This window comes from Castellaniella sp. UC4447_H14 (assembly GCF_052978285.1).
The window spans coordinates 2,253,952-2,279,837 of the sequence record NZ_CM129666.1; the positions used below are offsets into that span (position 1 = coordinate 2,253,952).

22 protein-coding genes and 1 pseudogene are annotated in these 25,886 nt (G+C 63.7%); 12 read left to right on the plus strand and 11 right to left on the minus strand.

Features of this window, described 5'->3' with window-relative positions; genetic code table 11:
- Positions 1-2: 2 nt before the first annotated feature.
- The 3 genes and pseudogenes from ACVCMJ_RS10835 to ACVCMJ_RS10845 all read left to right on the plus strand — a co-directional run bounded on the left by ACVCMJ_RS10835 (position 3) and on the right by ACVCMJ_RS10845 (position 2,685).
- Positions 3-1,460: an NAD-dependent succinate-semialdehyde dehydrogenase gene (locus tag ACVCMJ_RS10835; RefSeq protein ID WP_447081422.1), complete on the plus strand. Its 1,458-nt coding sequence runs from the start codon at positions 3-5 to the stop codon at positions 1,458-1,460.
- Positions 1,461-1,683: 223 nt separating this feature from the next.
- Positions 1,684-2,115: pseudogene (gene uraD / locus ACVCMJ_RS10840) on the plus strand (2-oxo-4-hydroxy-4-carboxy-5-ureidoimidazoline decarboxylase); the annotation flags it as partial.
- 66 nt (positions 2,116-2,181) lie between these two features.
- On the plus strand, positions 2,182-2,685 hold the full coding sequence (locus ACVCMJ_RS10845) for an ureidoglycolate lyase (RefSeq protein ID WP_447082762.1): 504 nt from the start codon (positions 2,182-2,184) through the stop codon (positions 2,683-2,685).
- Between the two features lie 86 nt (positions 2,686-2,771).
- On the opposite strand, the gene ACVCMJ_RS10850 is transcribed toward ACVCMJ_RS10845, so the two are convergent.
- The 6 genes from ACVCMJ_RS10850 to ACVCMJ_RS10875 form a co-directional block, all read right to left on the minus strand.
- Positions 2,772-3,506: an ABC transporter ATP-binding protein gene (locus ACVCMJ_RS10850; protein WP_447081423.1), complete on the minus strand. Its 735-nt coding sequence runs from the start codon at positions 3,504-3,506 to the stop codon at positions 2,772-2,774.
- 5 nt (positions 3,507-3,511) lie between these two features.
- Positions 3,512-4,291, minus strand: a complete 780-nt coding sequence (locus ACVCMJ_RS10855) for an ABC transporter ATP-binding protein (protein ID WP_447081424.1) — start codon at positions 4,289-4,291, stop codon at positions 3,512-3,514.
- Positions 4,288-6,198 carry an ABC transporter permease gene (locus ACVCMJ_RS10860; RefSeq protein WP_447081425.1) on the minus strand — a complete coding sequence of 637 codons (1,911 nt, stop codon included), beginning with the start codon at positions 6,196-6,198 and terminating at the stop codon, positions 4,288-4,290. The genes ACVCMJ_RS10855 and ACVCMJ_RS10860 overlap by 4 nt, the downstream gene beginning before the upstream one ends.
- Before the next feature lie 94 nt (positions 6,199-6,292).
- Entirely contained in the window at positions 6,293-7,456 is a 1,164-nt protein-coding gene (locus ACVCMJ_RS10865) for an ABC transporter substrate-binding protein (RefSeq protein WP_447082574.1), read from the minus strand.
- 102 nt (positions 7,457-7,558) lie between these two features.
- Positions 7,559-8,527, minus strand: a complete 969-nt coding sequence (locus ACVCMJ_RS10870; protein WP_447081426.1) for a DMT family transporter — start codon at positions 8,525-8,527, stop codon at positions 7,559-7,561.
- Positions 8,524-9,441 (minus strand): LysR family transcriptional regulator, encoded by a 918-nt coding sequence (locus ACVCMJ_RS10875; RefSeq protein ID WP_447081427.1) that lies wholly within the window; start codon positions 9,439-9,441, stop codon positions 8,524-8,526. The genes ACVCMJ_RS10870 and ACVCMJ_RS10875 overlap by 4 nt, the downstream gene beginning before the upstream one ends.
- A gap of 285 nt (positions 9,442-9,726) precedes the next feature.
- Between ACVCMJ_RS10875 and gcl the strand changes: the two genes are divergently transcribed.
- The 5 genes from gcl to pyk are packed head-to-tail and all read left to right on the plus strand — an operon-like array spanning position 9,727 to position 16,004.
- A complete protein-coding gene (gcl, locus tag ACVCMJ_RS10880) occupies positions 9,727-11,508 on the plus strand; it encodes a glyoxylate carboligase (RefSeq protein WP_447081428.1) in 1,782 nt (593 codons plus the stop codon).
- A gap of 42 nt (positions 11,509-11,550) precedes the next feature.
- Positions 11,551-12,327 carry a hydroxypyruvate isomerase gene (gene hyi, locus ACVCMJ_RS10885; protein WP_447081429.1) on the plus strand — a complete coding sequence of 259 codons (777 nt, stop codon included), beginning with the start codon at positions 11,551-11,553 and terminating at the stop codon, positions 12,325-12,327.
- Between the two features lie 34 nt (positions 12,328-12,361).
- Positions 12,362-13,246, plus strand: a complete 885-nt coding sequence (locus ACVCMJ_RS10890) for a 2-hydroxy-3-oxopropionate reductase (protein ID WP_447081430.1) — start codon at positions 12,362-12,364, stop codon at positions 13,244-13,246.
- Positions 13,247-13,300: 54 nt separating this feature from the next.
- Complete coding sequence (locus ACVCMJ_RS10895) at positions 13,301-14,563, plus strand: glycerate kinase type-2 family protein (protein WP_447081431.1); 1,263 nt, start codon at positions 13,301-13,303, stop codon at positions 14,561-14,563.
- 25 nt (positions 14,564-14,588) lie between these two features.
- Positions 14,589-16,004 carry a pyruvate kinase gene (pyk, locus tag ACVCMJ_RS10900; protein WP_447081432.1) on the plus strand — a complete coding sequence of 472 codons (1,416 nt, stop codon included), beginning with the start codon at positions 14,589-14,591 and terminating at the stop codon, positions 16,002-16,004.
- Between the two features lie 17 nt (positions 16,005-16,021).
- Here pyk and hydA read toward each other — a convergent pair whose 3' ends face one another.
- Positions 16,022-17,428, minus strand: coding sequence for a dihydropyrimidinase (gene hydA / locus ACVCMJ_RS10905; RefSeq protein ID WP_447081433.1), 1,407 nt, complete (start codon positions 17,426-17,428; stop codon positions 16,022-16,024).
- A 274-nt stretch (positions 17,429-17,702) separates the two neighbouring features.
- On the opposite strand from hydA, the gene ACVCMJ_RS10910 reads away from it, so the two are divergent.
- The 4 genes from ACVCMJ_RS10910 to ACVCMJ_RS10925 all read left to right on the plus strand — a co-directional run bounded on the left by ACVCMJ_RS10910 (position 17,703) and on the right by ACVCMJ_RS10925 (position 21,258).
- Positions 17,703-18,932, plus strand: a complete 1,230-nt coding sequence (locus tag ACVCMJ_RS10910; protein ID WP_447082575.1) for an MFS transporter — start codon at positions 17,703-17,705, stop codon at positions 18,930-18,932.
- A 10-nt stretch (positions 18,933-18,942) separates the two neighbouring features.
- The gene (locus tag ACVCMJ_RS10915) at positions 18,943-19,662 is read left to right on the plus strand and encodes a maleate cis-trans isomerase family protein (protein ID WP_447081434.1); all 720 of its coding nucleotides are present in this window, start codon (positions 18,943-18,945) and stop codon (positions 19,660-19,662) included.
- Positions 19,663-19,707: 45 nt separating this feature from the next.
- Positions 19,708-20,454: an aspartate/glutamate racemase family protein gene (locus ACVCMJ_RS10920; RefSeq protein ID WP_447081435.1), complete on the plus strand. Its 747-nt coding sequence runs from the start codon at positions 19,708-19,710 to the stop codon at positions 20,452-20,454.
- Between the two features lie 72 nt (positions 20,455-20,526).
- Positions 20,527-21,258: a GntR family transcriptional regulator gene (locus ACVCMJ_RS10925; RefSeq protein WP_447081436.1), complete on the plus strand. Its 732-nt coding sequence runs from the start codon at positions 20,527-20,529 to the stop codon at positions 21,256-21,258.
- Positions 21,259-21,393: 135 nt separating this feature from the next.
- Here the strand turns inward: ACVCMJ_RS10925 and ACVCMJ_RS10930 are convergent, their stop codons facing one another.
- The 4 genes from ACVCMJ_RS10930 to ACVCMJ_RS10945 all read right to left on the minus strand — a co-directional run bounded on the left by ACVCMJ_RS10930 (position 21,394) and on the right by ACVCMJ_RS10945 (position 25,869).
- Entirely contained in the window at positions 21,394-22,953 is a 1,560-nt protein-coding gene (locus ACVCMJ_RS10930; protein ID WP_447081437.1) for an amidase family protein, read from the minus strand.
- 146 nt (positions 22,954-23,099) lie between these two features.
- Positions 23,100-23,801, minus strand: coding sequence for a TerC family protein (locus ACVCMJ_RS10935; protein WP_447081438.1), 702 nt, complete (start codon positions 23,799-23,801; stop codon positions 23,100-23,102).
- Between the two features lie 52 nt (positions 23,802-23,853).
- Positions 23,854-25,077, minus strand: coding sequence for a CaiB/BaiF CoA transferase family protein (locus tag ACVCMJ_RS10940; RefSeq protein WP_447081439.1), 1,224 nt, complete (start codon positions 25,075-25,077; stop codon positions 23,854-23,856).
- Positions 25,078-25,089: 12 nt separating this feature from the next.
- A complete protein-coding gene (locus tag ACVCMJ_RS10945; RefSeq protein WP_447081440.1) occupies positions 25,090-25,869 on the minus strand; it encodes an enoyl-CoA hydratase/isomerase family protein in 780 nt (259 codons plus the stop codon).
- Positions 25,870-25,886: the final 17 nt, after the last annotated feature.

The following is a 25,886-nucleotide window of genomic DNA, read 5'->3' on the forward strand; positions in this document are numbered from 1 at the left end:
ACATGATCCGTTCAAATTTGCTTTCTCACCTCTCCGGCTATGTCAACGACCAATGGATCGCTGCCGACTCCGGCAGGCGGCTGGATGTCTTCAACCCGGCCACCGGCGAAAAACTGGCCGACGTGCCTTTCATGGGCGCCGCCGAAACACGACGCGCCATTGCATCGGCCAAGCGCGCACTCCTGAGCGACACCGATGTGGCCACGCGGCGCCACTGGCTGGAAGCGACCCGCGACGCACTATTGGCGCAACAGGAAGAGATAGGGCGCATCCTCTGCCTGGAGCATGGCAAACCCTGGAAAGAAGCGCAGGGCGAGGTCCAATATGCGGCGAGCTTTTTCGACTACTACGCCAAACGGGTCGAAGCGGGCACCGCCCCTGAAGCCTTGCCGGACAAGGTCAAGGGCTGCGCCTGGACGATCTACAAACGGCCGGTCGGGGTCGTGGGCCTGATCACGCCGTGGAACTTCCCGATCGCCATGATCGCCAAGAAGATCGCACCAGCGCTTGCCGCCGGCTGCCCCTCCGTCATCAAACCGGCTCCCGACACGCCGCTCACCATGATTGCGCTCTTCCAGGTCATGGCGGAAACGCTGGATCTGCCCAAGGGCATGATCAATCTGGTCATCGGCGACGCAGTGCAGATCGGTGCCGAACTGATGGATTCCCCCGACGTGGCCATGGTGTCATTCACCGGATCGACGGCCACCGGTCGACTGCTGATGCAGCAGGCCGCCAGTCGCGTCAAGCGCCTCGGCCTGGAGCTAGGCGGCAACGCGCCCTTCATCGTGCTGGATGATGCGGATCTGGACGCTGCGGCGGACGGTCTGATGATCAACAAGTTCCGCGGCGCGGGACAGACATGCGTCTGTGCCAATCGCGTTTACGTGCAAAAGAGCGTCTACGAGTCCTTTGCACGAAAGATCACCGAACGGGTCAGCAAGCTCAAAGTCGGCGACGGCATGAAGGAAGGAGTCGACATCGGCCCCCTGATCAATGCAAACGGGTTCGCCAAGGTCAAGGGACATCTGGCCGATGCGCTGGACAAAGGCGCCACGCTGCTGACCGGCAGCCAGCCGGATGCGCTGGATGCCACACGCGGTCTGTTCTTCACGCCTACCGTCGTTGGCGGCGTGGACGACACGATGCGCTGCTGCCACGAGGAAACCTTCGGGCCACTCATCCCCCTGATTCCTTTCGATGACGACGATGAAGTGATCCGCCGAGCCAACGACACGGAATTTGGCCTCGCCGCCTACGTATTCGGCAAGGACCGGGCCCGTTCGCACCGCATCATCGCGCGCCTGCACTTCGGCCATTGCGCCTATAACACTGGCACGGGGCCCGCCGCGATCGCGCCTTTTGGCGGCATGCTCAGTTCCGGGCTGGGACGCGAAGGCGGCCTGGAAGGGCTCATGGAATACATCGAGACTCAGACCGTGCCGGACGGCAGCCACTGACCGGGCTCCGGGCGGCGGGATCGCCGCCCGGAGTTTCACCGGCTCGATGCGTGGACAGTCGCGTATCCGCTCCGACCGGGCACGAGGGCCTGTATCGGAAAACACGAATACCGATTATTCAGAATCGCACCTACCATTCGGTATCGGAACGCCAGTAGACTGCTGACTGGAGCGCCCCGGACCGTTGAACCGCCGCGGCGCCGCCCCCTTTACCTTGGCCGCCATGACACTGAACGAGCTTTCCGCCCTCCCCCAGACCGACTTCGCCCGCGCACTTGGGGGCATTTTCGAGCACTCCCCCTGGATTCCCGAGCGCGCCTGGGCCGCCCGTCCGTTTGCTTCCGTGCAGGCGCTGCACAGGGCCATGGTGGAGGTCGTGCAACGGGCCAGCCACGACGAACAGCTTGCCTTGATCATGGCGCACCCCGAGCTCGCAGGCAAAGAGGCCGCCGCGGGCACGCTCACCAGCGCATCAAGCAGCGAACAACGCGGCGCGGGCCTGGACCAATGCAGTCCCGACGAACTCAGCCGGCTCCGCCGTCTGAACACGGCCTACCGCGAGCGCTACGGAATGCCGTTCATCATTGCCGTCAAGGGCCGCAGCCGTTACCAGATCATGGAAGCCATCGAAGAACGCCTGCATAATGACAGGGACGCCGAACTGGCCACCTGCCTGGACCAGATCGCGCAGATCGCCCGCTTCCGGCTGGACGCGCAATTTATGGTTCACCTGACGATAGAACCGCTGACGCGCGAGGCCTTCGCGCCCTTTGGCGACGTCATCCAGGCGGACGACTCCGTGCGGCACTTCACCATCAACGACGGCAATACCGAGCGCTATCACGATCTTGCCCACATCGACGCCGGCCCGGACGGCCGCGTCATCGTCTCGATTTTTCGGGGGCAGCCGCGCTCCCTGCCATTCCCGGTGACCATGATGGAACGTCACCCGAAGGCCAGCCAGGCGTTCATCCCCCTGTCGGATCGCCCGTACCTGGTGGTCGTGGCCGACCCTGCCTCCACGCCGACGGTCGACGATCTGCGGGTCTTCCTGTGCGAGGGCGGCCAGGGCGTGAACTACGCCAAAGGCGTCTGGCACCACCCGTTGCTCGCGCTGGATCAGGTGTCGAACTTCCTGATCATCGATCGCGCGGGGCCGGGCGAGAACTGCGATGTGGTCGGGATGGAAGCGGTCAGCATGATTCCCCCGCTGGAGCAGCGCTGACGCAGCCCCGCCTGGGGATTCGTGTCACAACGGGACATCGGCATGGTCCGTCCTCTTCTGGCTCCTCAACGAGCGGGCCGGATTTCCTATACCGTCAAATACGCGCGACGCACACCGTCGTCGGCCATGAGTTCAGCCATCGAGCCGCTATAGCGGATCTGGCCTTTCTCCAGGACGTAGACGCGGTCCGACACCAGCTCGGCAAACGGGGCGTTCTGCTCCGACAGCAAAATGCTGATGCCCTGCTTTTTCAGCCCCAGGATCATATCGGCCATCTGTTCGACGATGATGGGCGCCACGCCCTCGGACGGCTCATCGAGCAATACCAGGTAGGGGTTGCCCATGAGCGTCCGGGCCACCGTGAGCATCTGTTGTTCCCCGCCGCTCATTTGCCCCGCTGGACGCCGCTGCATGGCCCCCAGATTGGGAAACAATGCATACAGGGCTTCGGGCGTCCAGTTCAGGGCTGCCGTACCATCGGACCAGCACCGGGCCGGCTGCCGCCCCACTTCCAGGTTCTCGGCCACGGTCAGGTCACTGAAGATTCGCCGGTCTTCCGGGACGAACCCCAGGCCCAGGCGGGCAATCTCGTAAGGTTGCAGGCCGCCGATATCATGCCCCATGAAGAAGCGCCCGCCCTTGCTTCTGTCCATCAGGCCCATGATGGACTTGAACGTGGTGGATTTGCCGGCACCGTTGCGTCCCATGAGGGCCACCACTTCGCCGCGCCCCACCTCCAGGCTGACATCAAACAGGATATGCGCAGCGCCATACCAGGCATTCAGGCCGGTGACGCTGAGCAGTGTCTGCCCTGAAGCCATGCCCGTCATATCGTCACCCGCGGCGATTTGTTTCTGCCGAAAGTCTTGCCGCTGCCAAAGTAAACCTCCTGTACCTTGGGGTGATTGCGAATGGTTTCCGCATCGCCTTCGGCGATCATCTGGCCGCGCGCCAGCACGATCATCCGGTCGGAGTGGGCAAACACCACGTCCATGCTGTGCTCCGTGAACAACACAGCCATCTCGCGCTCGAGCACCAGACGCTTGGTCAGCGCCATGAGTTCGTTGCGCTCTCTCGGCGCCATGCCGGCCGTGGGCTCATCCATGAGCAACAGGCTGGGCTCGTTGGCCAATGCCATGGCCAGTTCCACCCGCTTGACGTCGCCGTAGGCGAGCTGGCTGCACGGACGGTCCGCCTGAGAGTCCATGCCGACCTGCTCCAGCAGGCGCATGGCCTCACGACGAAAGCGCCGGGCCGCCACGCTGAAAAAGGAATAAATCTGCCGACGATGGGCCAGCAACGCCATCTGCACGTTTTCCACCACGGTCAGCGAAGCAAATGTCGCGGCGATCTGGAAGGTGCGCCCCACTCCAAGCCGGGCAATATTGCGCGGGCTGAGGCCCAACAGTTCGGCACCCCGCAGCTTCACCGAACCGGCCGTGGCACGGAGCTGGCCATCGATCATGTTGAACGTCGTGGTCTTGCCGGCGCCGTTCGGGCCGATCATGGCCAGCAGCTCCCCTTTGGCGATGTCGAAACTGATTCCATCCACAGCCCAGTTGCCGCCAAACTGCTTCGACAGGTCTCTGACTTCCAGCAAGCTCATGCAGACTTCTCCCCGACTGCCGAGTGACGCGCCTTCCAGCGGCCTGCAAGATCCCTGAGCGAGCCCACGATCCCGTGAGGTGCAAGCAACACCAGCACCAGGATGACTCCCCCAAACAAGGCATGCCAGTACTGGGTGGCGCCCATGAAATAATCTTGCAGCAAGTGAAACACTGCCGCCCCCACCACTGGCCCCATCAGCGTTTGCAAGCCGCCCAGAAGCACCATGACCAGGGCATCAACGGACTTGCCGATGGAAATAACCTCCGGGCCGACACTCCCCTTGGAGAACACGAACAACGCGCCCGCCAGGCCTGCGAAAGCGCCCGACAGGATGAAGGTCAGCCACTGCACCCGCTGCACGTCGATGCCGATTGCCCCGGCGCGCAGCGCCGAATCCCGGCAGGCGCGAATGGCATAGCCAAAGGGGGAAAAGAGGATGCGGCGAATCGCCCAGGCCGAAAGCACCACGACTGCCAGGACGAAATAGTAGTAAACGTTCCCATCGAGCCAGGCCGGCGGCCACAAACCGATGAGGCCATTCGACCCTCCGGTGAAGTCATCCCACTGGAAGACCACCGACCACACGATCTGAGCAAACGCCAGGGTCAGCATGGCCAGATACACCCCCGAGAGGCGAATGCAGAACCAGCCAATGATGAGCGCGCCGATGGCTGCCACCGCCGGTCCCAGCACGAGGGCCCAGCCCACGGGAAAACCCGCAGCCTTGAGGCACAAAGCCGCCCCGTATGCCCCCAAGCCGAAGAAAGCGGCATGCCCGAAGGACGCCATGCCTCCAGGTCCCATCATCAGGTGCAGGCTCAAGGCAAACAAGGCCGCAATGATCACGTCCAGCATCAGGATCGGCGCATAAGGCATCAGGCCGGACAGCGAAGGAAGGAGCGCCAGCACGGCCACCAACCCGACCATGGATGCTCGGAAGGCCGGGCCCGGGCGCCGCAGGGGAGTCTCGACCGGGGCCGAGTTGCGGCTGACGCCCTGCGGGCGGCCAAACAGTCCCCACGGTCGGAAGACCAGCACCACGGCCATGAAAACGAACTCCAGCACCAGCGTGAGCTTGGGCAGCGCGAACGTGAGACCCGCGAAAGACACCGTGCCCAGCGCCACGCACAGGGCCTTGAGCTCCGCAATGATCAGCGCGGCCACATAGGCACCGGGAATGGAGCCCATACCACCCACCACGACCACCACGAACGCATCGCCGATGCTGCTCAGATCCAGCGTCAGGTCAGCCGGGATTCTGGGGATCTGCAAAGCGCCCCCCAGCCCCGCCAGCAACGCCCCCAGGGCAAAGACGCTCGTGAAGAGCCAGGCCTGATTGACCCCCAGCGCCCCCAGCATTTCACGATCCTGCGTGGCCGCCCGCACATACGTGCCCCATCGGGTGCGCGTGAGCAGCATCCACAACAGGCCCAGGACAGCGGGCCCCACGAACACCAGCAGAAGGTCATAGCCCGGAAAGTAACGGTCCAGAATCCTGATCGAGCCGCTCAGGCCCGGCGCCAGGGGCCCCAGCAAATCCTCGGGACCCCACAGCCACAGCGCCATGTCGTTGAACACCAGCACCAGGGCGAACGTGGCCAGCAACTGGAACAATTCGGGGGCCCGGTAAATTCGACGCAGCAAGACGATTTCGACGGCAGCCCCCAGGACACCGACCAGCAAGGAGGCCCCCAGCAGAGCCACCCAGAAGCCCAATGGCGTGCCGCCGAAGGAATGCACCAGGGTGTAGGCCACATACAGACCCAGCATGTAGAGCGAACCATGGGCGAAGTTCACGATCCGCGTGACGCCGAAAATCAGCGACAGGCCCGCCGCCAGCATGAACAGAGAGGAGGCCTCCACCAGCCCATTCAGGAGCTGCACGACCAAGCCGGAAAATCCCATTCTTATCCCTTCGCACGGGCCTGCGCACGACCTCCGGTGTCCTGCCTCACGCGGAGGATACCGGAGGCTGCGCGCCCGACCTTACGGCATGCGGCTACCGGGCGGAGGCGGGCCGCAACGTCCGCACCACATCGTCGGGGGGCAGCACATCGGCCCCATTCACATAGCGGATGTTGGTCATGATGCCTTTGCCGTCTTTCTTGGCGAGCGTACCCACATAGGCGCCCATGGTGGACTGATGATCGATCGCGCGGTAGGTAATGGGGCCGAACGGCATGTCCACCTTCAAGCCGGCGAACGCCTTGACCAGGGCATCCGTGTCGGTGGAACCCGCTTTTTTCATCCCCGCCGCCAGAGACTTGACGGCGGTGTAGCCCACGATCGTGCCCAGACGCGGGTAGTCGTGATACTTGTCCTCATAGGACTTGAGGAACGCCTTGTGTTCCGGGGTGTCGATGGCATACCAGGGATAGCCGGTCACCACCCAGCCCACCGGGGTTTCGTCACCCAGCGGATCCAGGTATTCCGGCTCACCGGTCAGCAGGCTGACGACCGACAAGCCCTTGAAGAAGTTCCGCTGAGTGCCGGCTCGAACGAACTTGGCCAGATCGGTTGCGAACAGGACGTTGAACATCGCATCGGGTTTGGCATCGGCCAGCGCCTGCACGACATTGGCGGCATCGATCTTGCCAAGCGGGGTGGCCTGCTCAGCCACGAATTCCACGTCCGGCTGCGCCTCCTTCATCAGCGCCTTGAAGGTCTCCACCGCAGACTGACCGTACTCGTAGTTCGGGTACACCAGCGCCCAGCGTTTCTTGTGCATTTTCACCGCTTCCGGCACCAGCATCGCCACCTGCATATAGGTGGAAGCGCGCAAACGATAGGTATATTTATTGCCATCTTTCCAGACGATCTTGTCCGTCAGCGGCTCGCTCGCCAGGAAGAACCGCTTCTTGTGCCTGGCATAGTCGGACACGGCCAGGCCGACATTGGACAGGAACGTGCCCATGAGCACATCCACCTTGTCCGATGCCAGTAAATCCTCTGCGGCGCGAACGGCATCACCGGTGTTGGCGTTGTCGTCGCGAATGATGAGCTTCAGCTGCTTGCCGTCGATGCCGCCCGCCCTGTTGATTTCGTCCAGGGCCAGGTCCATCCCGTTCTTGTATGGTCCCAGGAAGGCCGGCTGGCTCTTGTAGCTGTTGAGTTCACCAATCTTGATGACGTCTTGCGCCGCCAGCGCATTCGCCGAGAACATCACGCTCGCCAGGCCGGCAAGCAGTGTCGAACAAACTCCGAGATATTTCATGAGTATTCCTCGTTGGTACAAAGTTCGGGTCTTGAATCTCAGCGGCGGGCATCATTCCTTCTTCCCGACCGACTGCAGGCTGAGCGCCAGCAGGGCAACGGCAATCAGGACCATCCCCAACAGATCGACATGGCTTGGCCGTTCGCCCAGTTGCAGCCACCCGGACATCACACTGACGACCGGCACGCCCAGCGCCGCCATGCCCGCGACTCCGGCCGATAGATGCTGCAACGCAAAAATCCACAAGAACCAGGCAATCGCCGTGGCCAGGACAGCGTTGTAAATCAGGGCACCGAAAAAATACGGGGCCAGTTCCACCGGCCGTTCCGGAATCCACAAGGCCACCAGACACAGCGCCAGCGCGCCGAAAACCATTTGCCAGGCGGTCAGCGGCAGAGCATCCATGGGGAAATCGCGGCGGATCCACTTGGTCACGATCATGGCCAGCGCCCAGCACAGCCCCGCCCCAACGGCGAGCACTTCGCTCAAGACGCTGCCTTGCCTATGCCAGGGCTCCAGGATCAGGATCAGACCCGCGGCCGCCAGGCTGAGCGCGCCCCACTGCAGCCCCCGGATACGCTCACCAAATGCAAACCACGCCATGGGAATCACCCAAAACGGCATGGTATAGACCAGAATGGAAGTCTTGCCCACCCCACCCTCCAACAGCGCCACCTGGATCAGCGCCGAAAAGGCGGCCGTCTGCAGCATCCCCAGCAACAGCACGCGCGGCCACGCTCGAATGCGCAACGAGGTTTTACGCACCAGCAGCAGGCCCAACAGGAACAGCGCGCCAAACAGGTTGCGCAAGGCCGAGAAATCGAACGGCCCCACGAATTCCATGACTTTCTTCAGGACCACCCAGTTGTAGCCCCACACGACTGCCATGCTGGCCAGGGCCAGTAGCGCCAGGCGTTTGCCGCGGCGCGTGTCGGCCCCGGGTTCGGCCCGCACCGTTTCATCGCGCATGGCCGATGCAGCGGCCGGCTTGCCCGCAGCGTGCGCGCGTTCGGTTTTCAAGATATCCCTTGTCCTTCCCAGTAACCGGACTCATGATAATGGTTCCGGAGCGCATCGATGAAATACCGAACCTTCGCAGGCAGATAGCGCTGCTGGGGGTAGACCGCCTGGATGTCGTAGGCCGGCAGCGCGTAATCATCCAGCACAGTGACCAGTTCGCCGCGCTTGAGCTCCCGCTGGATCTCCCAGGTGGAGCGCCAGCCCACCCCCAGCCCGGCGCGCACCCAATGGTAGAGCAGCTCGCCATCGTTGCAGGCCAGATCGCCCCGGACCCGCACCGCGAATCGCTTGCCGTCCCGCAGGAAGGTCCAGCCGCGATGCTGCCCACCCTGCAGGTTGAAGGCCAGGCAGTTGTGACGCGACAGGTCTTCCGGCACGCGCGGCACGCCGTAGCGTTCGAAATACTCGGGCGTGCCGCAGACCACACGCTGATTCGGGTACAGGCGGACTGCCACGTAATTGGGGTCGGTGACTTCACCGATCCGAATGGCCATGTCGTAACCCTCGCGCACCAGATCCACCACGCTATCCGTGAAATTGAAGGAGAGCGCTAGCTCGGGATAATGCGTCCGGAACGTCAGCGCATGCGGCGCCACATGCAAACGGCCGAATGACGCGGGGGCCGAAACGACCAGATGGCCGGTCAGCGTCTGGCGCCGGACCATAATGCTGGCGTCGGCTTCGTCGAAGTCCTGGATGAGCTGCTGGCACTTCTCCAGGTAGCGTTCCCCCAGGTCCGTCAGCACCAGGCCGCGGGTGGACCGGTGCATGAGTTGCACGCCCAGACGCTTCTCCAAAGCCGTCAGCCGGCGACCCATGATCACCGGCGTGACGCCCTCCACCAGCGCGGCCGCTGCGAAGCTGCCTCGTTCGGCAATCAATACAAAACTGTGTATTTCGGTGTACCGGCTCATGGCAGGCCCTTTACCCCGCAATGGCCGTGAACTGCTTTTGATTCAATGGATTTCTCCGACAAGGTGGGCCTGAGCGATCTTTGCCACACGGCCGAAATCGACCCCGCAATACTGACAGGATACTCGCTAACACATACTTTAAGTATGTACAGAAATGTCCTCTCCTGGCATTCCCGTGTCCCACGCTTCTCCGTATTCTGGACTCGGCCCCCTGCTGAACCCACGGGGCCGGCAGACGCCAAGCCCGTACGACGGGTCCCCACCCCCAAAACACCAGGAGCCACCATGGCCAAGATGAGAGCAGTGGACGCCGCCGCGGCCGTCCTGCGGAAAGAAGGCATCACTACCCTGTTCGGCGTGCCCGGCGCCGCCATCAACCCGCTGTATTCCGCACTGCGCCAGCACGGCGGCTTCACCCCGATCCTGGCGCGCCACGTCGAGGGCGCTTCGCACATGGCCGAGGGCTATACACGCGCCAGACCCGGCAACATCGGTGTCTGCCTGGGCACCTCGGGCCCGGCTGGAACGGACATGATCACCGGCTTGTATTCCGCATCCGGCGACTCGATTCCCATTCTGTGCATCACCGGCCAGGCGCCTCGTGCGCAGTTGCACAAGGAGGCCTTCCAGGCCGTCGACATCGAAGCTATCGCCAAGCCCGTGACCAAATGGGCCGTGACCGTACGCGAGCCCGAACTTGTGCCCCACATGCTCCAGCAGGCGTTCCACCTCATGCGCTCCGGCAGGCCAGGCCCGGTGCTGCTCGACCTGCCCTTCGACGTGCAGATGGCGGAAATCGAATTCGACGTCGAGACCTACCAGCCGCTCGCCGTCTTCAAACCCGCCGCCACGCCTGCCCAGGCCGCCAAGGCGGTTGCCATGCTGAACGCCGCCGAGCGCCCGCTGCTCGTGGCCGGCGGCGGAATCTTCAGTTCCGGCGCGGAAGCGTTGTTCCAGGAATTCGCCGAGCTGACCGGGGTACCCGTGGTGCCGACCTTGATGGGCTGGGGCGTGATTCCGGACGACCACCCGCTCATGGCCGGGATGGTCGGGCTGCAGACCGCGCACCGCTACGCCAACGCCAGCTTCCTGGCCTCCGACTTCGTGATGGGGATCGGCAATCGCTGGGCCAACCGCCACACGGGTTCGACCCAGGTCTATACCAAGGGCCGCACCTTCGTGCACATCAACGTGGATCCCACGCAGATCGGCAAGGTCTTCGGCCCCGACTTCGGCATCGCATCGGATGCGGATGCGGCGCTGCGTCTCATGATCGCGGAAGCCCGGCGACTGAAGGCCGGCGGCCGACTGCGCGACCGCGGCGCCTGGGCCCGGAAATGCCGGGCACGCAAGGGCGAAAAATCCATGCAGCGCAAGACGCACTTCGACCAATCGCCGCTCAAGCCGCAGCGCGTGTACGAGGAAATGAACAAAGCGTTTGGCAAAGACGTGCGTTACGTCACCACCATCGGGCTGTCGCAGATCGCCGCCGCTCAGATGTTGCACGTCTACGGCCCCCGCCACTGGATCAATGCGGGGCAGGCCGGCCCGCTGGGCTGGACGGTTCCCGCCGCGCTGGGCGTGGTGGCCGCCGAGACCGGCGACGAGATCGTGGCACTGTCCGGCGACTACGACTTCCAGTTCATGCTCGAAGAGCTCGCCGTAGGCGCACAATTCAATCTACCCTATATTCACGTGGTGGTGAACAACGCGTATCTGGGCCTGATCCGCCAGTCGCAACGTGGCTTCGACATGGACTACTGTGTGCAGCTTTCCTTCGACAACATCAACTCGCCCGAGACCGATGGCTACGGCGTCGATCACGTGAAGGTGGCCGAAGGGCTGGGCTGCAAGGCGATCCGCGTGAAGAAGACGGAGGAAATCCAACCGGCCATCGCGCAGGCGCGTGCCTGGATCCGGCAGTACCGGGTCCCCGTCGTGGTTGAGTTCATCCTGGAACGCGTGACCAACATTTCGATGGGCAACGACATCGACGCCATCCACGAATTCGAGGAAATGGCCGAGCACGGGGAAGACGCGCCGACCGCCATCACGCTGCTGGACTGACATTCAGGCTTCAACCTCATTCAACAAAGGAGACTCACGACCATGCCAAAACTTGCCGCCAACCTGTCGATGCTCTTTACGGAACTCGACTTCCCGGCCCGCTTCCAGGCCGCCGCCAGAACCGGCTTCAAAGGCGTGGAATATCTGTTTCCCTACGCCTACGACAAGCATGAGCTGGCCCAACGCCTGAAGGACAATGGTCTGGTGCAGGTGCTGCACAACCTGCCGGCGGGCGACTGGGAGGCGGGCGAGCGCGGCATTGCCTGCCATCCCGACCGCATCGCCGAATTCCGGCAGAGCGTGGCGAAGGCTGCGGAATATGCCCAGGCGCTGGACTGCCCCCGGGTCAATTGCCTGGCCGGCAAGGCGCCCGCGGGCGCAGACCCCCAGGCCGTGCATGACACGTTCGTGGCGAACCTGAGCTACGCCGCCGGGGAACTCAAGAAGGCCGGAATCCTGCTGGTCATGGAACCCATCAATACCTTCGACATACCGGGGTTCTACCTGTCGCACACCCAGCAGGCGGTGGAGCTGATCGCGGAGGTCGGCTCCGACAATCTGAAGATTCAGTACGACATCTATCACATGCAGCGCATGGAGGGCGAGCTGGCCAACACAATATCCCGGCACCTGGGGGCCATCGGCCATATGCAACTGGCGGACAACCCTGGACGCCACGAGCCCGGGACGGGTGAAATCAACTTCAACTGGCTGCTGCGCCACATCGACGCCATCGGCTACGACGGCTGGATCGGCTGCGAATACAAGCCGACCACGCGCACTGAAGACGGGCTGGGCTGGATCGAGGCGATGGCCTGACCGCTTCCGACAATCACTGAACAGGAGAATTCACATGGCAACTATCGGCTTCATCGGTCTGGGCATCATGGGCACCCCCATGGCGGCCAACCTCATCAAGGGCGGCCACACGCTGGTGACCCATACTCGCAGCAAGACTCCGCTGAGCCTGCTGGACGCGGGCGCCAAGCCGCTGGCCAACGCCGCCGAAGTCGCGAAAACGGCCGAAATCATCATCATCATGGTGCCAGACACGCCCGACGTGGAAGCGGTGCTGTTCGGCGAGAACGGCGTGGCGGCCGGCCTGTCGGAAGGCAAGATCGTCATCGACATGAGTTCGATCTCGCCCGTGGCAACCAAGGAATTCGCCCGCAAGATCAATGCGCTGGGCTGCGAATATCTGGACGCCCCCGTCTCGGGCGGCGAAGTGGGCGCCAAGGCCGGCAGCCTCACCATCATGATCGGCGGCAACCAGGCAGCCTTCGATACCTGCAAGCCGATCTTCGACCTGATGGGAAAGAACGTCACACTGATCGGCAAGAACGGCGACGGCCAGACCACCAAGGTTGCCAACCAGATCATCGTGGCGCTCACCATCGAGGCCGTCAGCGAAGCTCTGGTGCTGGCATCCAAGGCCGGCGCCGACCCGGTCAAGGTCCGTCAGGCGCTCATGGGCGGATTCGCAAGCTCCCGAATCCTGGAAGTGCATGGCGAACGCATGATCAAGCGCACGTTCGATCCGGGCTTTCGCATCAACCTGCACCAGAAGGATCTGAACCTGGCGCTGTCCACCGCGAAACAGCTCGGGATGTCGCTGCCCAGCACCGCCGTCGCCCAGGAACTGTTCAACGCCTGTGTAGCGCACAACGGCGCCACCTGGGACCATTCCGGCATGGTCCGTGCGCTCGAACTGCTCGCCAACCACGAGATCGGACAGTAAAGTGACGTACCGTATGGGCACTCGCGCCCTTCCTTCCTTTCTTCGGACAGATCCATGACGATCGAGCCCCGCGCGCTCCTGACGCGACTCTTTCAGGCTGCCGTGCGCGCCGCGCAGCCTGAGCATTGCATGACGGCATTTCTGCCGCCCGCGCCCAAGGGCCGCACCATCGTCATCGGGGCCGGGAAGGCCTCAGCCGCCATGGCCCAAGCCTTCGAACGCCAATGGAAGGGTCCGCTCCAGGGCGTGGTGGTCACGCGTTATGGCTACGACGTCCCCTGTGAGCGCATCCGGATCCTGGAGGCCGCGCACCCTGTACCGGACCAGGCCGGAAAAGTCGGAGCGCAACTGCTGTTCGAAGAGGTGCGCAGGCTGACCGAAGACGATCTGGTGGTCTGCCTGATCTCGGGCGGGGGGTCGTCCTTGCTGCCGGTCCCGGGGCTGGGCGTGACGCTGGAGGACAAGCAGGCCATCAGCCGCGACCTGCTCAAGTCCGGCGCCACGATCTCCGAGATGAACTGCGTGCGCCGCCACCTGTCGGGCATCAAGGGCGGCCGCCTGGCCGCCGCCTGCGCGCCCGCTCGTGTCGTCAATCTGATGATCTCCGATGTCCCGGGCGATCAGCCCTGCGACATTGCATCCGGCCCGACCGTCGCGGACCCCACCCGTTGCGCCGATGCGCTTGATATCGTGCGCCGCTACCGCATCGATCTGCCTGATGGCGCGCGGCACCTGCTGGAATCCGGCGAGGGGGAGACCCTCAAACCCGGAGACCCGCGCTTGGCCCGCGTGGAAACCCACTTGATCGCAACCCCCCAGATGGCGCTCGAAGCGGCCGCTGCCGAGGCTCGCCTGGCAGGCATCACGCCGCTGATCCTGAGCGACCGCCTCGAAGGCGAAGCACGCGACGTGGGCAAGGTTCTAGCCGGGATCGCCCTGCAGGCGCGCGCCCATGGACAGCCCATCGCGCCGCCCTGCGTTCTGCTGTCGGGCGGTGAAACCACCGTGACCGTGCGCGGCCAGGGCCGAGGCGGGCGCAACGTGGAGTGCCTGCTGTCCGCCGCCATCGCCCTGGACGGCGCACCGGGCGTCTACGGACTGGCGGGCGACACGGACGGAGTCGACGGCCAGGAAGAGATCGCCGGCGCACTGATCACGCCAGACACGCTGGCTCGCGCCTGGGCTGCGGGCATGCCGCCGCGCACCCACCTGGACAACAACGACGGGCATGGATTCTTCGAGCGCCTGGGCGACTCGCTGATCACGGGCCCCACACTGACCAACGTGAACGATTTTCGCGCCTTCCTGGTTTTGTGAGCCGGGGCGCAGGAGACATACCACCATGACGACCGAACGACGCGCACGCATCTTGGCGACGCTGGGGCCCGCCAGTTCCAGCCCGGAGCAGATCCGCGCGCTGGCGCTGGCCGGCGCCAACGTCTTCCGGCTGAATTTCAGCCACGGCACCCACGAGGACCATGCGCAGCGCCACGGCATCATTCGCCAGATCGAACAGGAGATCGGCCGCCCCATCGGGATTCTGATGGACCTGCAGGGACCCAAGCTGCGCGTGGGCCGCATTATCGGCGGCAAGGTCACGCTGCAACCCGGACAGGCCTTCCGCCTGGATCTGGACCCCGCTGACGGCAATGCCGCGCGCGCCAACCTGCCTCACCCGGAAATCTTCGCGGCGCTGGAAGACGGCACCGACCTGCTGCTGGATGACGGCAAGCTGCGCCTGCACGTCGACCGCCACGGCTCGGACTTCGCCGAGACCACGGTGATAGTGGGCGGGCCGCTGTCGGACCGCAAGGGCGTCAACGTGCCGGGCGTGATCCTGCCGATTTCACCGCTGACCGCCAAGGACCGCGACGACCTGGAATTCGGCCTGTCGCTGGGCGTGGACTGGGTGGCACTCTCGTTCGTCCAGCGCCCGGAAGACATCATTGAAGCCCGCAGCCTGGTGGGCAAGCGCGCCTGGATCATGGCCAAGCTCGAGAAGCCCGCCGCCATCGAGCACCTGAGCGCCATCGTCGAGGAGGCCGACGGCATCATGGTCGCGCGCGGCGACCTGGGCGTGGAACTCCCGCCGCAGCGCGTCCCCGTGCTGCAGCAGCGCATCGTGCGCAGCGCCCGCGCCGCTGGCAAACCCGTGGTCGTGGCAACCCAAATGCTGGAATCCATGATCAGTTCCCCGGTGCCCACGCGGGCCGAGGCCTCGGACGTAGCCACTGCCGTCTACAGCGGCGCGGACGCCGTGATGCTGTCGGCCGAGTCCGCATCGGGCCAGTATCCCGTCGAAGCCGTGACCATCATGGAACACATCATCCGCGAGGTGGAGTCCGACCCGAGCTGGCGAACTGGCCTGGATGCCACTCACAGCGGCGCCGAACCCACCATCCCCGAGGCCATCTGTTACGCGTTGCGTAATGTGGCGGAACTGCTGCAACCCGCCGCCACGGTCGCCTACACGGCCTCAGGCTTCAGCGCGCTGCGCGCGAGCCGGGAACGGCCCACCACGCCCATCCTGGCGCTGACGCCGGAGCTTGCCACGGCGCGGCGCCTGGCGCTGGCGTGGGGCGTGCGGCCGATCCACTTCCCCGAGCAGCTTCAGGAATCCAGCGAGATGATCGCCTGCGCGACCCGCAGCGCCCGCGACTCGGGGCTGGCCGGCCCCGGCGACACCATCATCGTCATCGCCGGGCTGCCCTTCGGCCGAAGCGGAAGCACGAACCTGCTGCACGTGGCCAGGGTATAGGGTCCGTTGGAATCCGGTCAGAACGAAAGTATCGGCTTGCCACAGCGGATGAACTGACCCGCGACCGCCTGGCCCAAAAAGTCGAACGACTTGCTGATCAGGCGTCCACGGGAAAACGTCATGATGGGCCAACCCGTCACATCGATCCCCTCGTAGGGGGTGTAGTCCACGTTGTGATGCAAGCGCTGGTTGCGGATCGTGACCTGCAGGGTGGGATCCCAGAGCGCAATGTCCGCATCGGCGCCGACCATGATGGAGCCCTTGCGCGGATAGATCCCATAGAGCTTCGCAGGCTGCGTCGCGGTAAGCGCCACGAACTGGTGGATGCTGATGCGACCGCCCACGACGCCACCTGAAAACAGCAGCGGCAGGCGCGTCTCGAGCCCGGGAATGCCATTGGGGATATGGTGGAAGTGCTGCTCGTGTCCGTGCGGCTTCTTGCCGTCCGGATCATCGTACGAATACGGCGCATGATCCGACGAAAACACCGAGAAGACGTTGTGGGAAAGCGCTCGCCATACCGCCTCCTGGTTCGCCGGATCGCGCGGCGGCGGGCTGCACACACACTTCGCCCCTTCGTAGCCATCCACGTCCAGGTCCGCCGCCGTCAGATAGAGATACTGCGGGCAGGTCTCGGCAAAGATCCGCAGGCCGCGCCCATGCGCCCAACGGATCTGTTCGATGGCCTCGCTGCCCGACACGTGGACAATGAGGATCGGCACATCCGCGAGCTCCGAGAAGGTGATCGCCCGATGTGTGGCCTCGCGCTCCACGGCCTGCGGCCGCGATACGGCATGGTACTTTGGCGCGGTGTGGCCGTTGCCCGTCAGGCGGTCCGTCAGCCAGCCGATGCAGTCGGAATTCTCGGCATGCACCATGACCAGCGCACCCTCCTGATGGGCGACGTCCAGCACATCCAGAATCTGCCTGTCGTTGAGCTTCAGATCGTCGTAAGTCATGTAGACCTTGAACGAGGTGTAGCCCTCCTGGATCAGACCAGGCAGTTCCCGAGTCAGGACCTCAGGCGTTGGATCCGTGATGATCATGTGGAAGGCGTAGTCCAGACATGATTTGTCGGCGGCCCGCCGATGATAGTCTTCCACCGCCGCCCGCAACGATTGGCCTTTCATCTGTGCCGCAAAGGGGATGATCGTCGTCGTACCGCCGCAGGCGGCCGACCGCGACCCCGACTTGAAGTCGTCGGCCATTCGGCCCACTTGCTGCGGCTGATCGAGATGGCAGTGGGCGTCCACCCCGCCCGGGAGCGCGAGCAGGCCTCGTGCATCAATGGTTTCCCGGGCGGCGCCCAAGCCACGTCCCAGGGCCTGGATTTTTCCGTCCAGGATGCCAATGTCCGCCACAAAGCGGTCCGAGGCGGTGACGACTTCGGCATTCGCAATCAGCAAATCGTATGGTGAATCCACGGTAGCTCCGTTCCGGCTTTCGATCGTGCAAAGCCGTTTCGCACGATCCACAGCCGAGATGATATTTTCTCAACACTATTGTTGACACTAGTGTAAACACTTATTTGGACAAGGAAAACAGAAGGGTACGATGGCACCGTCAAGAGGGGCGTCCACCTGGACGCACACGACGGAGACAATCATGGATAAAGCAGCAACCACGTTGCCGGCAAGCGCCGGCGCCCTCTCGGGGGCCGCTGAGCCCACCCGAGTCCGGTGGCACATCTTTCTACTGATGTTGCTGCTGATTTCGATCAACTATATCGACCGCGCCTCGATTTCGGTCGCCATGCCTCTGATCTCCAAGGACTTCGAGATCAGTCCCGCGACCCAAGGAATTCTGCTGAGCTCGTTCTTCTGGACTTATGCGTTGATGCAGATCCCCGGCGGGATGCTGGCCGACCGCTTTGGCCCCCGGAAAACGATCGTGGGGGCAACGATAGGATGGGGCCTGTTCCAGGCCATCGCCAGCGTCTGCACGGGGTGGATCAGTCTCGCCGCGACCCGTCTGGGCCTGGGTGCCGCCGAGGCCCCCATTTATCCCGCCGGTGGCAAGCTCAACGGCATCTGGATGACGCAGACCGAACGCGGCCGGGGTGCCACCCTGCTGGACGGCGGCGCCCCACTGGGGTCCGCCTTGGGAGCCCTCGTGATTTCGGCACTGATCGGCTGGTTCGGATCATGGCGGTTGGCCTTTATCGTCGCTGGTGTCGGAACGATGTTCGCGGGCTGGCTGGCCTGGCGCGTCATCCGCGATCATCCGCGGCAGCACCCGGACGTCAACGATGCGGAAGCCGAATATATCGAATCCGCCCACGCCGCCGACGCAGCCCTGGAGCCGGACACGTCCGGGGGAAGCCTGATCCAGTTTCTCGCGTACCGTTCCGTTTGGGGCATGTTCCTGGGCTGGATGTTCTTCAATACTCTCTTCTACGGGCTGCTGACCTGGATGCCGAACTACCTGGCCGCAGTGCACGGCTTCAACATCAAGGAAATGGGTGGAGCGGTCTTCATCATGTTCTTCGCCGGCTTCATCGGTGAACTCGTGGGAGGCTGGATCGCCGACAAATGGATCAGCGCGGGCGGCCGCCAGGGGCGAGTCCTGCGAACGTTGTTCGGGATCGCGTCCATCCTTGCCACGATTGCCATCTTCAGCGTGTCCGAAGTAAAGAATCCCATCGCCGTCGTCGCCCTGTTGTCCGCCACGCTGTTCTTCCTGCGCTGGTGCGGAGTCTTCTGGGCGATCCCGTCCATCATCGGCACCCGGCGGCGGGTTGGTTTCCTGGGCGGGTTCATGAACCTCGGCGGCAACGTCGCCGGCATCGGAGTGCCCATCATCGTCGGCCTGATCGTCCAGAACACCGGTTCATATTTTTACGCTCTCATGATGTTCACCGGCGCTGGCCTCGGACTCCTGCTCGCCTCGACGCTGCTGATCGACTACGACAAGAAGATCCCCATCTGAGAGGCCGCGCATGACAACCAGAAAATTCATCGGGGTCCTGACGCCGTCCTCGAATACCGCACTGGAGCCGCTGACCAGCGCGATCGTAGCGGGAGTCGACGGTGTCTCGGCCCACTTCTCGCGCTTTACGGTGACAGAGATCTCCATGCGGCGGCAGTCGGTGGGCCAATTCGACATAGCCACCATCCTGCAAGCAGCCCGACTGCTGGCCGACGCCAAGGTCAGCGTCATCTGCTGGAGCGGGACGGCCGCGAGTTGGCTCGGGGTCGAACAGGACATCGCGCTTTGCCGCGCCATCGAACGGGAAACAGGGATCCCCGCGACCACCTCGGTCCTGGCCCTGAACGAACTGCTGCAGCGCACTGGCGTTCGGACGCTGGGACTCGTATCGCCCTACATCGATGAAGTACAGGCGCTCATCATCGGCAACTACCGGGCCATGGGGATAGAGTGCCCGCACGAGGCGCACCTCGGGTTGACGGTCAATCATGAATTCGGGCTCGTGGAACCCGACACGCTGGCGCGGTTGCTGCGAACCATCGCCCAATCCGGCCCGGACGCCATGACCGTCATGTGCACGAACCTGCGTGCCGCGCATCTGGCGGACGCCCTGGAGCGCGAGACCGGCATCCCCCTGTACGATTCAGTGTCAGTCGTCATCTGGAAAGCACTGCAGATGATGGGATTTCCCCCCGGAACCGTAAAGGGCTGGGGGAAATTGTTCGATTGACGGTGTCAGATCCACGCCAAAACCACATACCCACAAGACAACATCATGCGGCTACTGATCATCAACCCAAACACTTCAACCAGCGTCAGCGAACTGATAGACGCTGAAGCCCGCCGCGTCGCCGCGCCGGATACGCGGATCACGACATTGACGGCGCAGCTCGGTGTCGCCTACATCGAGACGCGCTTCGAGTCCCTGATCGCCGGTTACGCCACCGCGCTGCTCGCAGCCGAACACGCTCCGAGCCACGACGCGATGATCGTGGCGGCTTTCGGGGATCCCGGCATCACCGGGCTGCGAGAGGCCATGGACATTCCGGTCGTGGGACTGACCGAGGCGGCGCTGATGACCGCCAGCATGCTCGGCCAGCGCTTCTCCATCATCGCCATCTCTTCGCGGATCACGTCATGGTATCGGGAAAACGTGGAGCGCAACGGCCTGGCCTCGCGGCTGGCCAGCATCCGGAACCTCCAGGACCCGCTGCGCGACATTGGGACGGTCCAGGACGACCACGCCGAAAAGCTGGTCGCCCTTTGCCAGGAAGCCGTGACGCAGGATCACGCCGATGTCATCATCCTGGCGGGCGCCCCATTGGCCGGGCTGGCCCGGCGCGTCAAGGACCGGCTGCCGGTCCCCGTGGTCGACGGCGTCTCGAGCGCCGTCTGCCACGCCGAGACCCTCGCAAAACTCGCGCCACAAGGCGCTGTCGAAGGCAGTTTCGCACGGCCGCCGATCAAACCCAATAGCGGGCTTCCCGCTCCGCTTGCCGACCTCCTGGCTCGCCGTTCGTGAAGCGGCCGAGGCGGCCGGAACCCGACCGGCGCGACACAATGAAACGGACACCACACTGCTAAAATATTCGACATGCAACTCGACACGGCAGGCAACACCGCCGGCAACGAACCCATGCGCGCACCGCAAAAGTCGCACGACCTCGGCCCGTCCGAGATCGCGGACCGGCTGTACACAGCGATCCTCGAACATCGCATCCCGCCCGGGACCAAATTGGCTGAAGGCCGGCTGGCGACTATTTTTTCTGTCAACCGCACCCGCATCCGCGAGGTGCTGGCGCGCCTGGCTCATGACTTGGTGGTCGAACTGGTGCCTCACCAAGGGGCCTACGTGGCCAAACCGACCGTGCAGGACGCCAAGGATGTTTTCGAAGCGCGGCGGCTGATTGAACCATTCACGGTCAGCAAGCTGGTCCACACCCTGACCGACCAGAAGAAGGCGCAGCTGCTCCAACATCTTGCCCGAGAAGAAGAGGCACGCCGACAGAACGATCAGCCCCGCATCATCCGGCTATCCGGTGAATTCCATGTATTGCTGGCCGAACTGGTAGAAAATTCGGCGCTGCTGCGCACGACACGCGAACTGTCGACCCAGACCTGCCTGATCATCAGTCTCTACAGCGCCTCCACTACCCTCAGCTGCCGAGCCGACGAACATGCTCGCATCGTCCACGCCATCACCGAGGAAGGCGAGGCCCCCGCGGTCGAACTCATTCTGCATCATCTGGATCATATTCAGGAGAGCCTTGAACTGGATCCGATCGATACCGAGGTCGATCTCGAGGCACTGTTCGCCCAAGAATGACGGCGGCTGTGCCGCGAAAACTAGCCATTGGGCCGTGCTGGAGACGGGTGAGTCTTCGCCTGCGACGGTCGTCCGTCCCCACACTGACTCAGATCTTCGCGCTGCAAGGCGCGGCCCAACCGTCCGCTGCGGTTTTCACTCCGAAAGCGCGGGTGTGGAGCTGGGCGGCTTTCTCGCGTGGGTCGCCTGCTCAAAGCTGTAAGCGGCATGCAGCAGCATGGACTCGGACCACGGGCGGCCCAGAATCGACAACCCTACCGGAACACCGAGCGGAGCCGTTTGCGTGGCATCCGAGAAGCCTGCCGGAAGCGTGATTTCGGGAAATCCGGTCAACGCCGCAAGGTGCCCGTTGCGCGCAGGCTGATTGAGGGTGCTGATCTCCGAGACCAGCTCTCGCTGTTCCGGAAACACGAGGACGTCCAACTTGTTTTTCGCCATGAAATTTGCGAGCTCAATGCGCAGGTCCCGGATATTGGTGATCCGCTTCCAGTACTCCGGTTCATTCATGCTGTGTTTTTCGGCGTCAGTCAGGAAGCCCTGCAGCGTCTGCTTGTCATAACCGCCCGATGCCAGAACCGCCTGCAGCGTATGCACGGGAGCGTGCGCGCCCTGCCCTTCGAGATAGCCGTCGAGAAGCTGCTGGTACTCGAATTTCTGGACATCATCCGTCTTGCCCAGCTTGTCCGTGAAAAGCGCCGGATTCTCGACTTCAGTAACGACCGCGCCCTGCTGCTTCATGACGTCGATGGCGTGGGCCATGACCTTGTTGACCGGCTGGTTTTTCTCCTCGGTGCCGAACAGAGTCTTCAGGACACCGACGCGCAGATTCTTCAGACCATCCGGCTTCAGGGCGCTGACATAGGAGGGCGCGACGTGGCCGGCCGCGAGGCCGGTCTTGGGGTCGTCCGGATCGTACCCGGCCATTGTCTGCAACAGGATCGCCACGTCACTGACCGTGCGGGCGAGCGGACCTGCGGAGTCTTGTGTCGTCGAGACGGGGATGATTCCCGCACGGCTGATCAGGCCGTTCGTCGCGCGTAAACCGACGACGCTGTTGGCGGACGCCGGCGAGCGCACGGAATTGACGGTGTCGCTGCCCGTGCCCGCCAGCGCGAAATTCGCCGCGAGGGCAGCGCCTGTCCCTCCGGAAGATCCGCCGGGCGTGCGCGTGAGATCGTAGGGATTCTTCGTCTGGCCACCCAGTGAACTCCGCGTGACGCCCGTCAGTGCAAATTCGGACAGATTCGTCTTGCCCAGCATCAGCGCGCCGGCCTTGCGCAGCCGCGCGACCACAGTGGCGTCCTGGGCGGGCCGGGCACCCCGCAATGACTTCGAGCCGCCTGTGGTGGGCATGTCCCGGGTGTCATAGTTGTCCTTCAGAACCATAGGCACACACCACAACGGCGGCAGTGGGCTGCCGGTCTTGTGAGCGGCATCCAGACCGTCGGCTTCCTTCAGCACCTCGGGATTGACGTACAACATCGCGTCGATGGCCGCGCCTTTCTGGTCGTACGCGTGGATCCGGTCGAGGTAGAACGCGACCAGTTGATGGCACGTCAGCGAGCCGGCGGCGAACTGCGCGTGCGTGCCCTGAATCGTTGCCTCCATCAGCCCGGACGCATCCGGTTTCGCCTGCGTGGGACCCGCCGCCACGCCCATCAGGATGGCCGTGAGCAAGAGTGCATTCCGTCTCATATACTCCTCCGTCGAAAAACCCCGGACCTACGAAACGGTATCGTGGCTCGGGTTCATGAAACCCGGCCGGCTGCCCAATGTACCCCCAACTTCTGTTTGAACAGACGGGCGACTCAGACCTTCAGGTTCGCGACGGAACCGAGTCATCAGCAGCTCGATTCAGCACCACGCCCCATCAACTTCCCCGTGACCAGGACGGTAAGGGCACCCAGGCCCCCCGCAGCCACGATCAATCCTTCCTGCGAAACGTTCGATGCCGTCAACAGGCGCGTGACCCATTCATGCACGCCCGGATCGGACACCAGCATTTCGCCGGCGATATAGCCGATCAGGGCGCCGCCCACCCACACGATGAAAGGAAAGCGCTCCGTCACCTTCAGGAGCAACGTACTGCCAAACACCACAAGCGGAATGCTGATGGCCAGGCCCAGGACGAGCAGCACCAGGCTGCCATGGGCCGCCGCGGCAACCGCCACGACGTTGTCCAGGCTCATGACCAGATCGGCAATGATGATGGTCCGGATCGCAGCCAGCATGCCGTTTTGCTCGCGGACCGGACCGCCCCCATCCTTCTCCGGGAGAAGCAGCGAAATCCCGATGTAAAGCAATAACAGGCCGCCCACGAACTTCAGCCACGGCAACAGCAGCAGTTCAGCCGCCACCAGCGTGAGGATCACGCGAAGCACCACGGCCGCACCGGCCCCCAGGGCGATCGTGGGAACCTGCCGGGACTCGGGAAGCGAACGGGCGGCGAGCGCAATCACCACGGCGTTGTCGCCAGACAGCAGAATGTTGACCCAGATGACCTCCAGCAAACCCAGCCAGAAAGCCGGCGTATCCCAACCCATTTCAAATCTGCCTTGGAAGAATGTTTCGCATTGCCTTCAGCATCGGCGCCAGTCAGGCCACCGCCGCGTCAAGCACCACACCCGCGGAGACGAACTGCGCGATCTCGCCATCGTCATAGCCATACTCGCGCAGCAACTCCCGCGTGTGCTGGCCCAGCACCGGCGCCGGTCGGTCGATCCGCGTGGGCGTCAGCGAAAAATGGATCGGGCAGCCCAGTGCCTGCGTATGTCCGGCCTGCGGATGATCCAGCTCGACCACCATGTCGCGCGCCAGGGCCTGCGGATGGCTCAGCGCCTGCCCGATGGTGTTCACCGGACCCACCGGCACCCCGGCGGCATCGAATGCATCCACCCAGAAAGCCGTATCCTGCGTTTTCAGTACGGCGCTCATGGCCGCGCACAGTTCCTGCAGATTCTCCATTCGCTTCGAATTGGTCTCGAACCTGGGGTCGCTGCGCCATTCCGGGTGCTCCAGGACATCGGCAATGCGCTGCCAGTTTCCCTGGTTGGCCCCGCCAATGTTGACCCAGCCATCGCGAGTGGGAAAAGCCTGATAGGGCGCCGTCAGCAAATGAGCCGAGCCGGTGGGCCCCGGCGAATCGCCCGTCGCGAAATAGCTGGCAGCCTGCCAGTACGTCTGCTGCATGGCGGCTTCCATGAGCGAAGTGTCCACCATCTGGCCCTGGCCAGTCCGCAGTTTGTGGACGTAGGCCGCCAGGATCCCGGAAACCGACAAAAGCCCGGCGTTGATGTCGGCCACCGGATTGCCCGTCTTGACGGGCTCCCGGCCTGGCTCTCCGGTCACGGACATGAGTCCCGAGAAGCCCTGGGCAATCAGGTCAAACCCTGCTTTGGCGCGATAGGGCCCGGTCCTGCCATATCCCGAGACGGCGCAATAGATGAGGCCCGGATTGACGGCGCGCAGCACCTCATATCCCAGTCCCAGCTTTTCCATGGTCCCCAACCGGTAGTTCTCGGTGAGCACATCGGCATCGCGAACCATGCGCAGCAGGATCTCCTTGCCCTCGGGTTCCTTCAGATTGAGGGCCATCCCGCGCTTGTTTCGATTCAGGATCATGAAGGGCGCCGAGACCCCGTTGACGGCGGGCTCGCGATAGCCGCGCGAATCGTCGCCGCCCGGCAGTTTCTCGACCTTGACGACGTCGGCTCCCATATCGGCCAGCATCATGCCGCAGGTGGGACCCGCCATGATCTGTGACAGCTCCAGGACGCGCATTCCCGCAAGCGGCCCGGTGTGTCTGGTGTGCGTGCTCATTGAATGCTCCCCTTACAGTCCGCGGAAGACGGGCTTGCGCTTCGCCAGAAAAGCGTCATAGCCCTCCCGGAAATCCTGGGTATCGAAGCAATCGAAGCAGACTTCATGCTCCGCGTCCGAGAGCGGTTGCGGCTCCTGGATGCGCCGAATGAATGCCTTGTGCCAGCGCGCGGCCAGTGGGGCGCCTTCGACGATGCGCTGCACCGTCGAGCCGACTTCATCGGCCACCCGGTCGTCCGGCACGACCCGGGTCACCAGCCGCTTGGCCAGAGCTTCCTGAGCGTCGAAGATCCGGCCCTCCAGCAGGATTTCGCCGGCCACACCCGGTCCCACCAGGCCGACCAGCGGCGCCAGCTCGTGGTAGGACATGACCAGGCCCAGGTTCTTGATCGGGACGCCGAAGCGGCTGGATTGACCGCAGATCCGGATATCGCACAGAGACGCGATCTCGAGGCCGCCCCCGACGCAGATACCGTGGATCCGGGCCACCACGGGATGCGGGCACTGTTCCAGAGCCTGGAGCGTGTCGCGCATCACCTGTCCGTAGCGGATGGCCATGGCCTTGTCGGCCCGCTCCGTACGGAACTCCGAGATGTCGTTGCCCGGGGAAAACGACCTTTCGCCGGCGCCGCGCAAGACCACGCATCGCACGGACTCGTCGCTGGACAATCCGCGTATCGCGGCGCCGAGATCGCGCCACAACGGCTTGGTCAAGGCATTGAGCTTCTCGGGCCGATTGAGGGTGACGGTGGCCACGCCCCCGTCACGTTCCAGCACCACTAGTTCAGCCATTCGAGCGGTCTCCAAAA

Excerpts from the sequence above, each read along its gene's own strand:
- ACVCMJ_RS10940 (WP_447081439.1), bottom strand. The coding sequence starts at position 25,077 with ATGAGCACGCACACCAGACACACCGGGCCGCTTGCGGGAATGCGCGTC.
- ACVCMJ_RS10930 (WP_447081437.1), bottom strand. The coding sequence starts at position 22,953 with ATGAGACGGAATGCACTCTTGCTCACGGCCATCCTGATGGGCGTGGCG.
- ACVCMJ_RS10925 (WP_447081436.1), top strand. The coding sequence starts at position 20,527 with ATGCAACTCGACACGGCAGGCAACACCGCCGGCAACGAACCCATGCGC.
- ACVCMJ_RS10875 (WP_447081427.1), bottom strand. The coding sequence starts at position 9,441 with ATGAGCCGGTACACCGAAATACACAGTTTTGTATTGATTGCCGAACGA.
- ACVCMJ_RS10890 (WP_447081430.1), top strand. The coding sequence starts at position 12,362 with ATGGCAACTATCGGCTTCATCGGTCTGGGCATCATGGGCACCCCCATG.
- ACVCMJ_RS10835 (WP_447081422.1), top strand. The coding sequence starts at position 3 with ATGATCCGTTCAAATTTGCTTTCTCACCTCTCCGGCTATGTCAACGAC.
- pyk (WP_447081432.1), top strand. The coding sequence starts at position 14,589 with ATGACGACCGAACGACGCGCACGCATCTTGGCGACGCTGGGGCCCGCC.
- ACVCMJ_RS10935 (WP_447081438.1), bottom strand. The coding sequence starts at position 23,801 with ATGGGTTGGGATACGCCGGCTTTCTGGCTGGGTTTGCTGGAGGTCATC.
- gcl (WP_447081428.1), top strand. The coding sequence starts at position 9,727 with ATGGCCAAGATGAGAGCAGTGGACGCCGCCGCGGCCGTCCTGCGGAAA.
- ACVCMJ_RS10850 (WP_447081423.1), bottom strand. The coding sequence starts at position 3,506 with ATGGCTTCAGGGCAGACACTGCTCAGCGTCACCGGCCTGAATGCCTGG.
- ACVCMJ_RS10855 (WP_447081424.1), bottom strand. The coding sequence starts at position 4,291 with ATGAGCTTGCTGGAAGTCAGAGACCTGTCGAAGCAGTTTGGCGGCAAC.
- ACVCMJ_RS10915 (WP_447081434.1), top strand. The coding sequence starts at position 18,943 with ATGACAACCAGAAAATTCATCGGGGTCCTGACGCCGTCCTCGAATACC.
- hyi (WP_447081429.1), top strand. The coding sequence starts at position 11,551 with ATGCCAAAACTTGCCGCCAACCTGTCGATGCTCTTTACGGAACTCGAC.
- ACVCMJ_RS10860 (WP_447081425.1), bottom strand. The coding sequence starts at position 6,198 with ATGGGATTTTCCGGCTTGGTCGTGCAGCTCCTGAATGGGCTGGTGGAG.
- ACVCMJ_RS10945 (WP_447081440.1), bottom strand. The coding sequence starts at position 25,869 with ATGGCTGAACTAGTGGTGCTGGAACGTGACGGGGGCGTGGCCACCGTC.
- ACVCMJ_RS10865 (WP_447082574.1), bottom strand. The coding sequence starts at position 7,456 with ATGTTCTCGGCGAATGCGCTGGCGGCGCAAGACGTCATCAAGATTGGT.
- ACVCMJ_RS10895 (WP_447081431.1), top strand. The coding sequence starts at position 13,301 with ATGACGATCGAGCCCCGCGCGCTCCTGACGCGACTCTTTCAGGCTGCC.
- ACVCMJ_RS10845 (WP_447082762.1), top strand. The coding sequence starts at position 2,182 with ATGGTTCACCTGACGATAGAACCGCTGACGCGCGAGGCCTTCGCGCCC.
- ACVCMJ_RS10910 (WP_447082575.1), top strand. The coding sequence starts at position 17,703 with ATGTTGCTGCTGATTTCGATCAACTATATCGACCGCGCCTCGATTTCG.
- ACVCMJ_RS10920 (WP_447081435.1), top strand. The coding sequence starts at position 19,708 with ATGCGGCTACTGATCATCAACCCAAACACTTCAACCAGCGTCAGCGAA.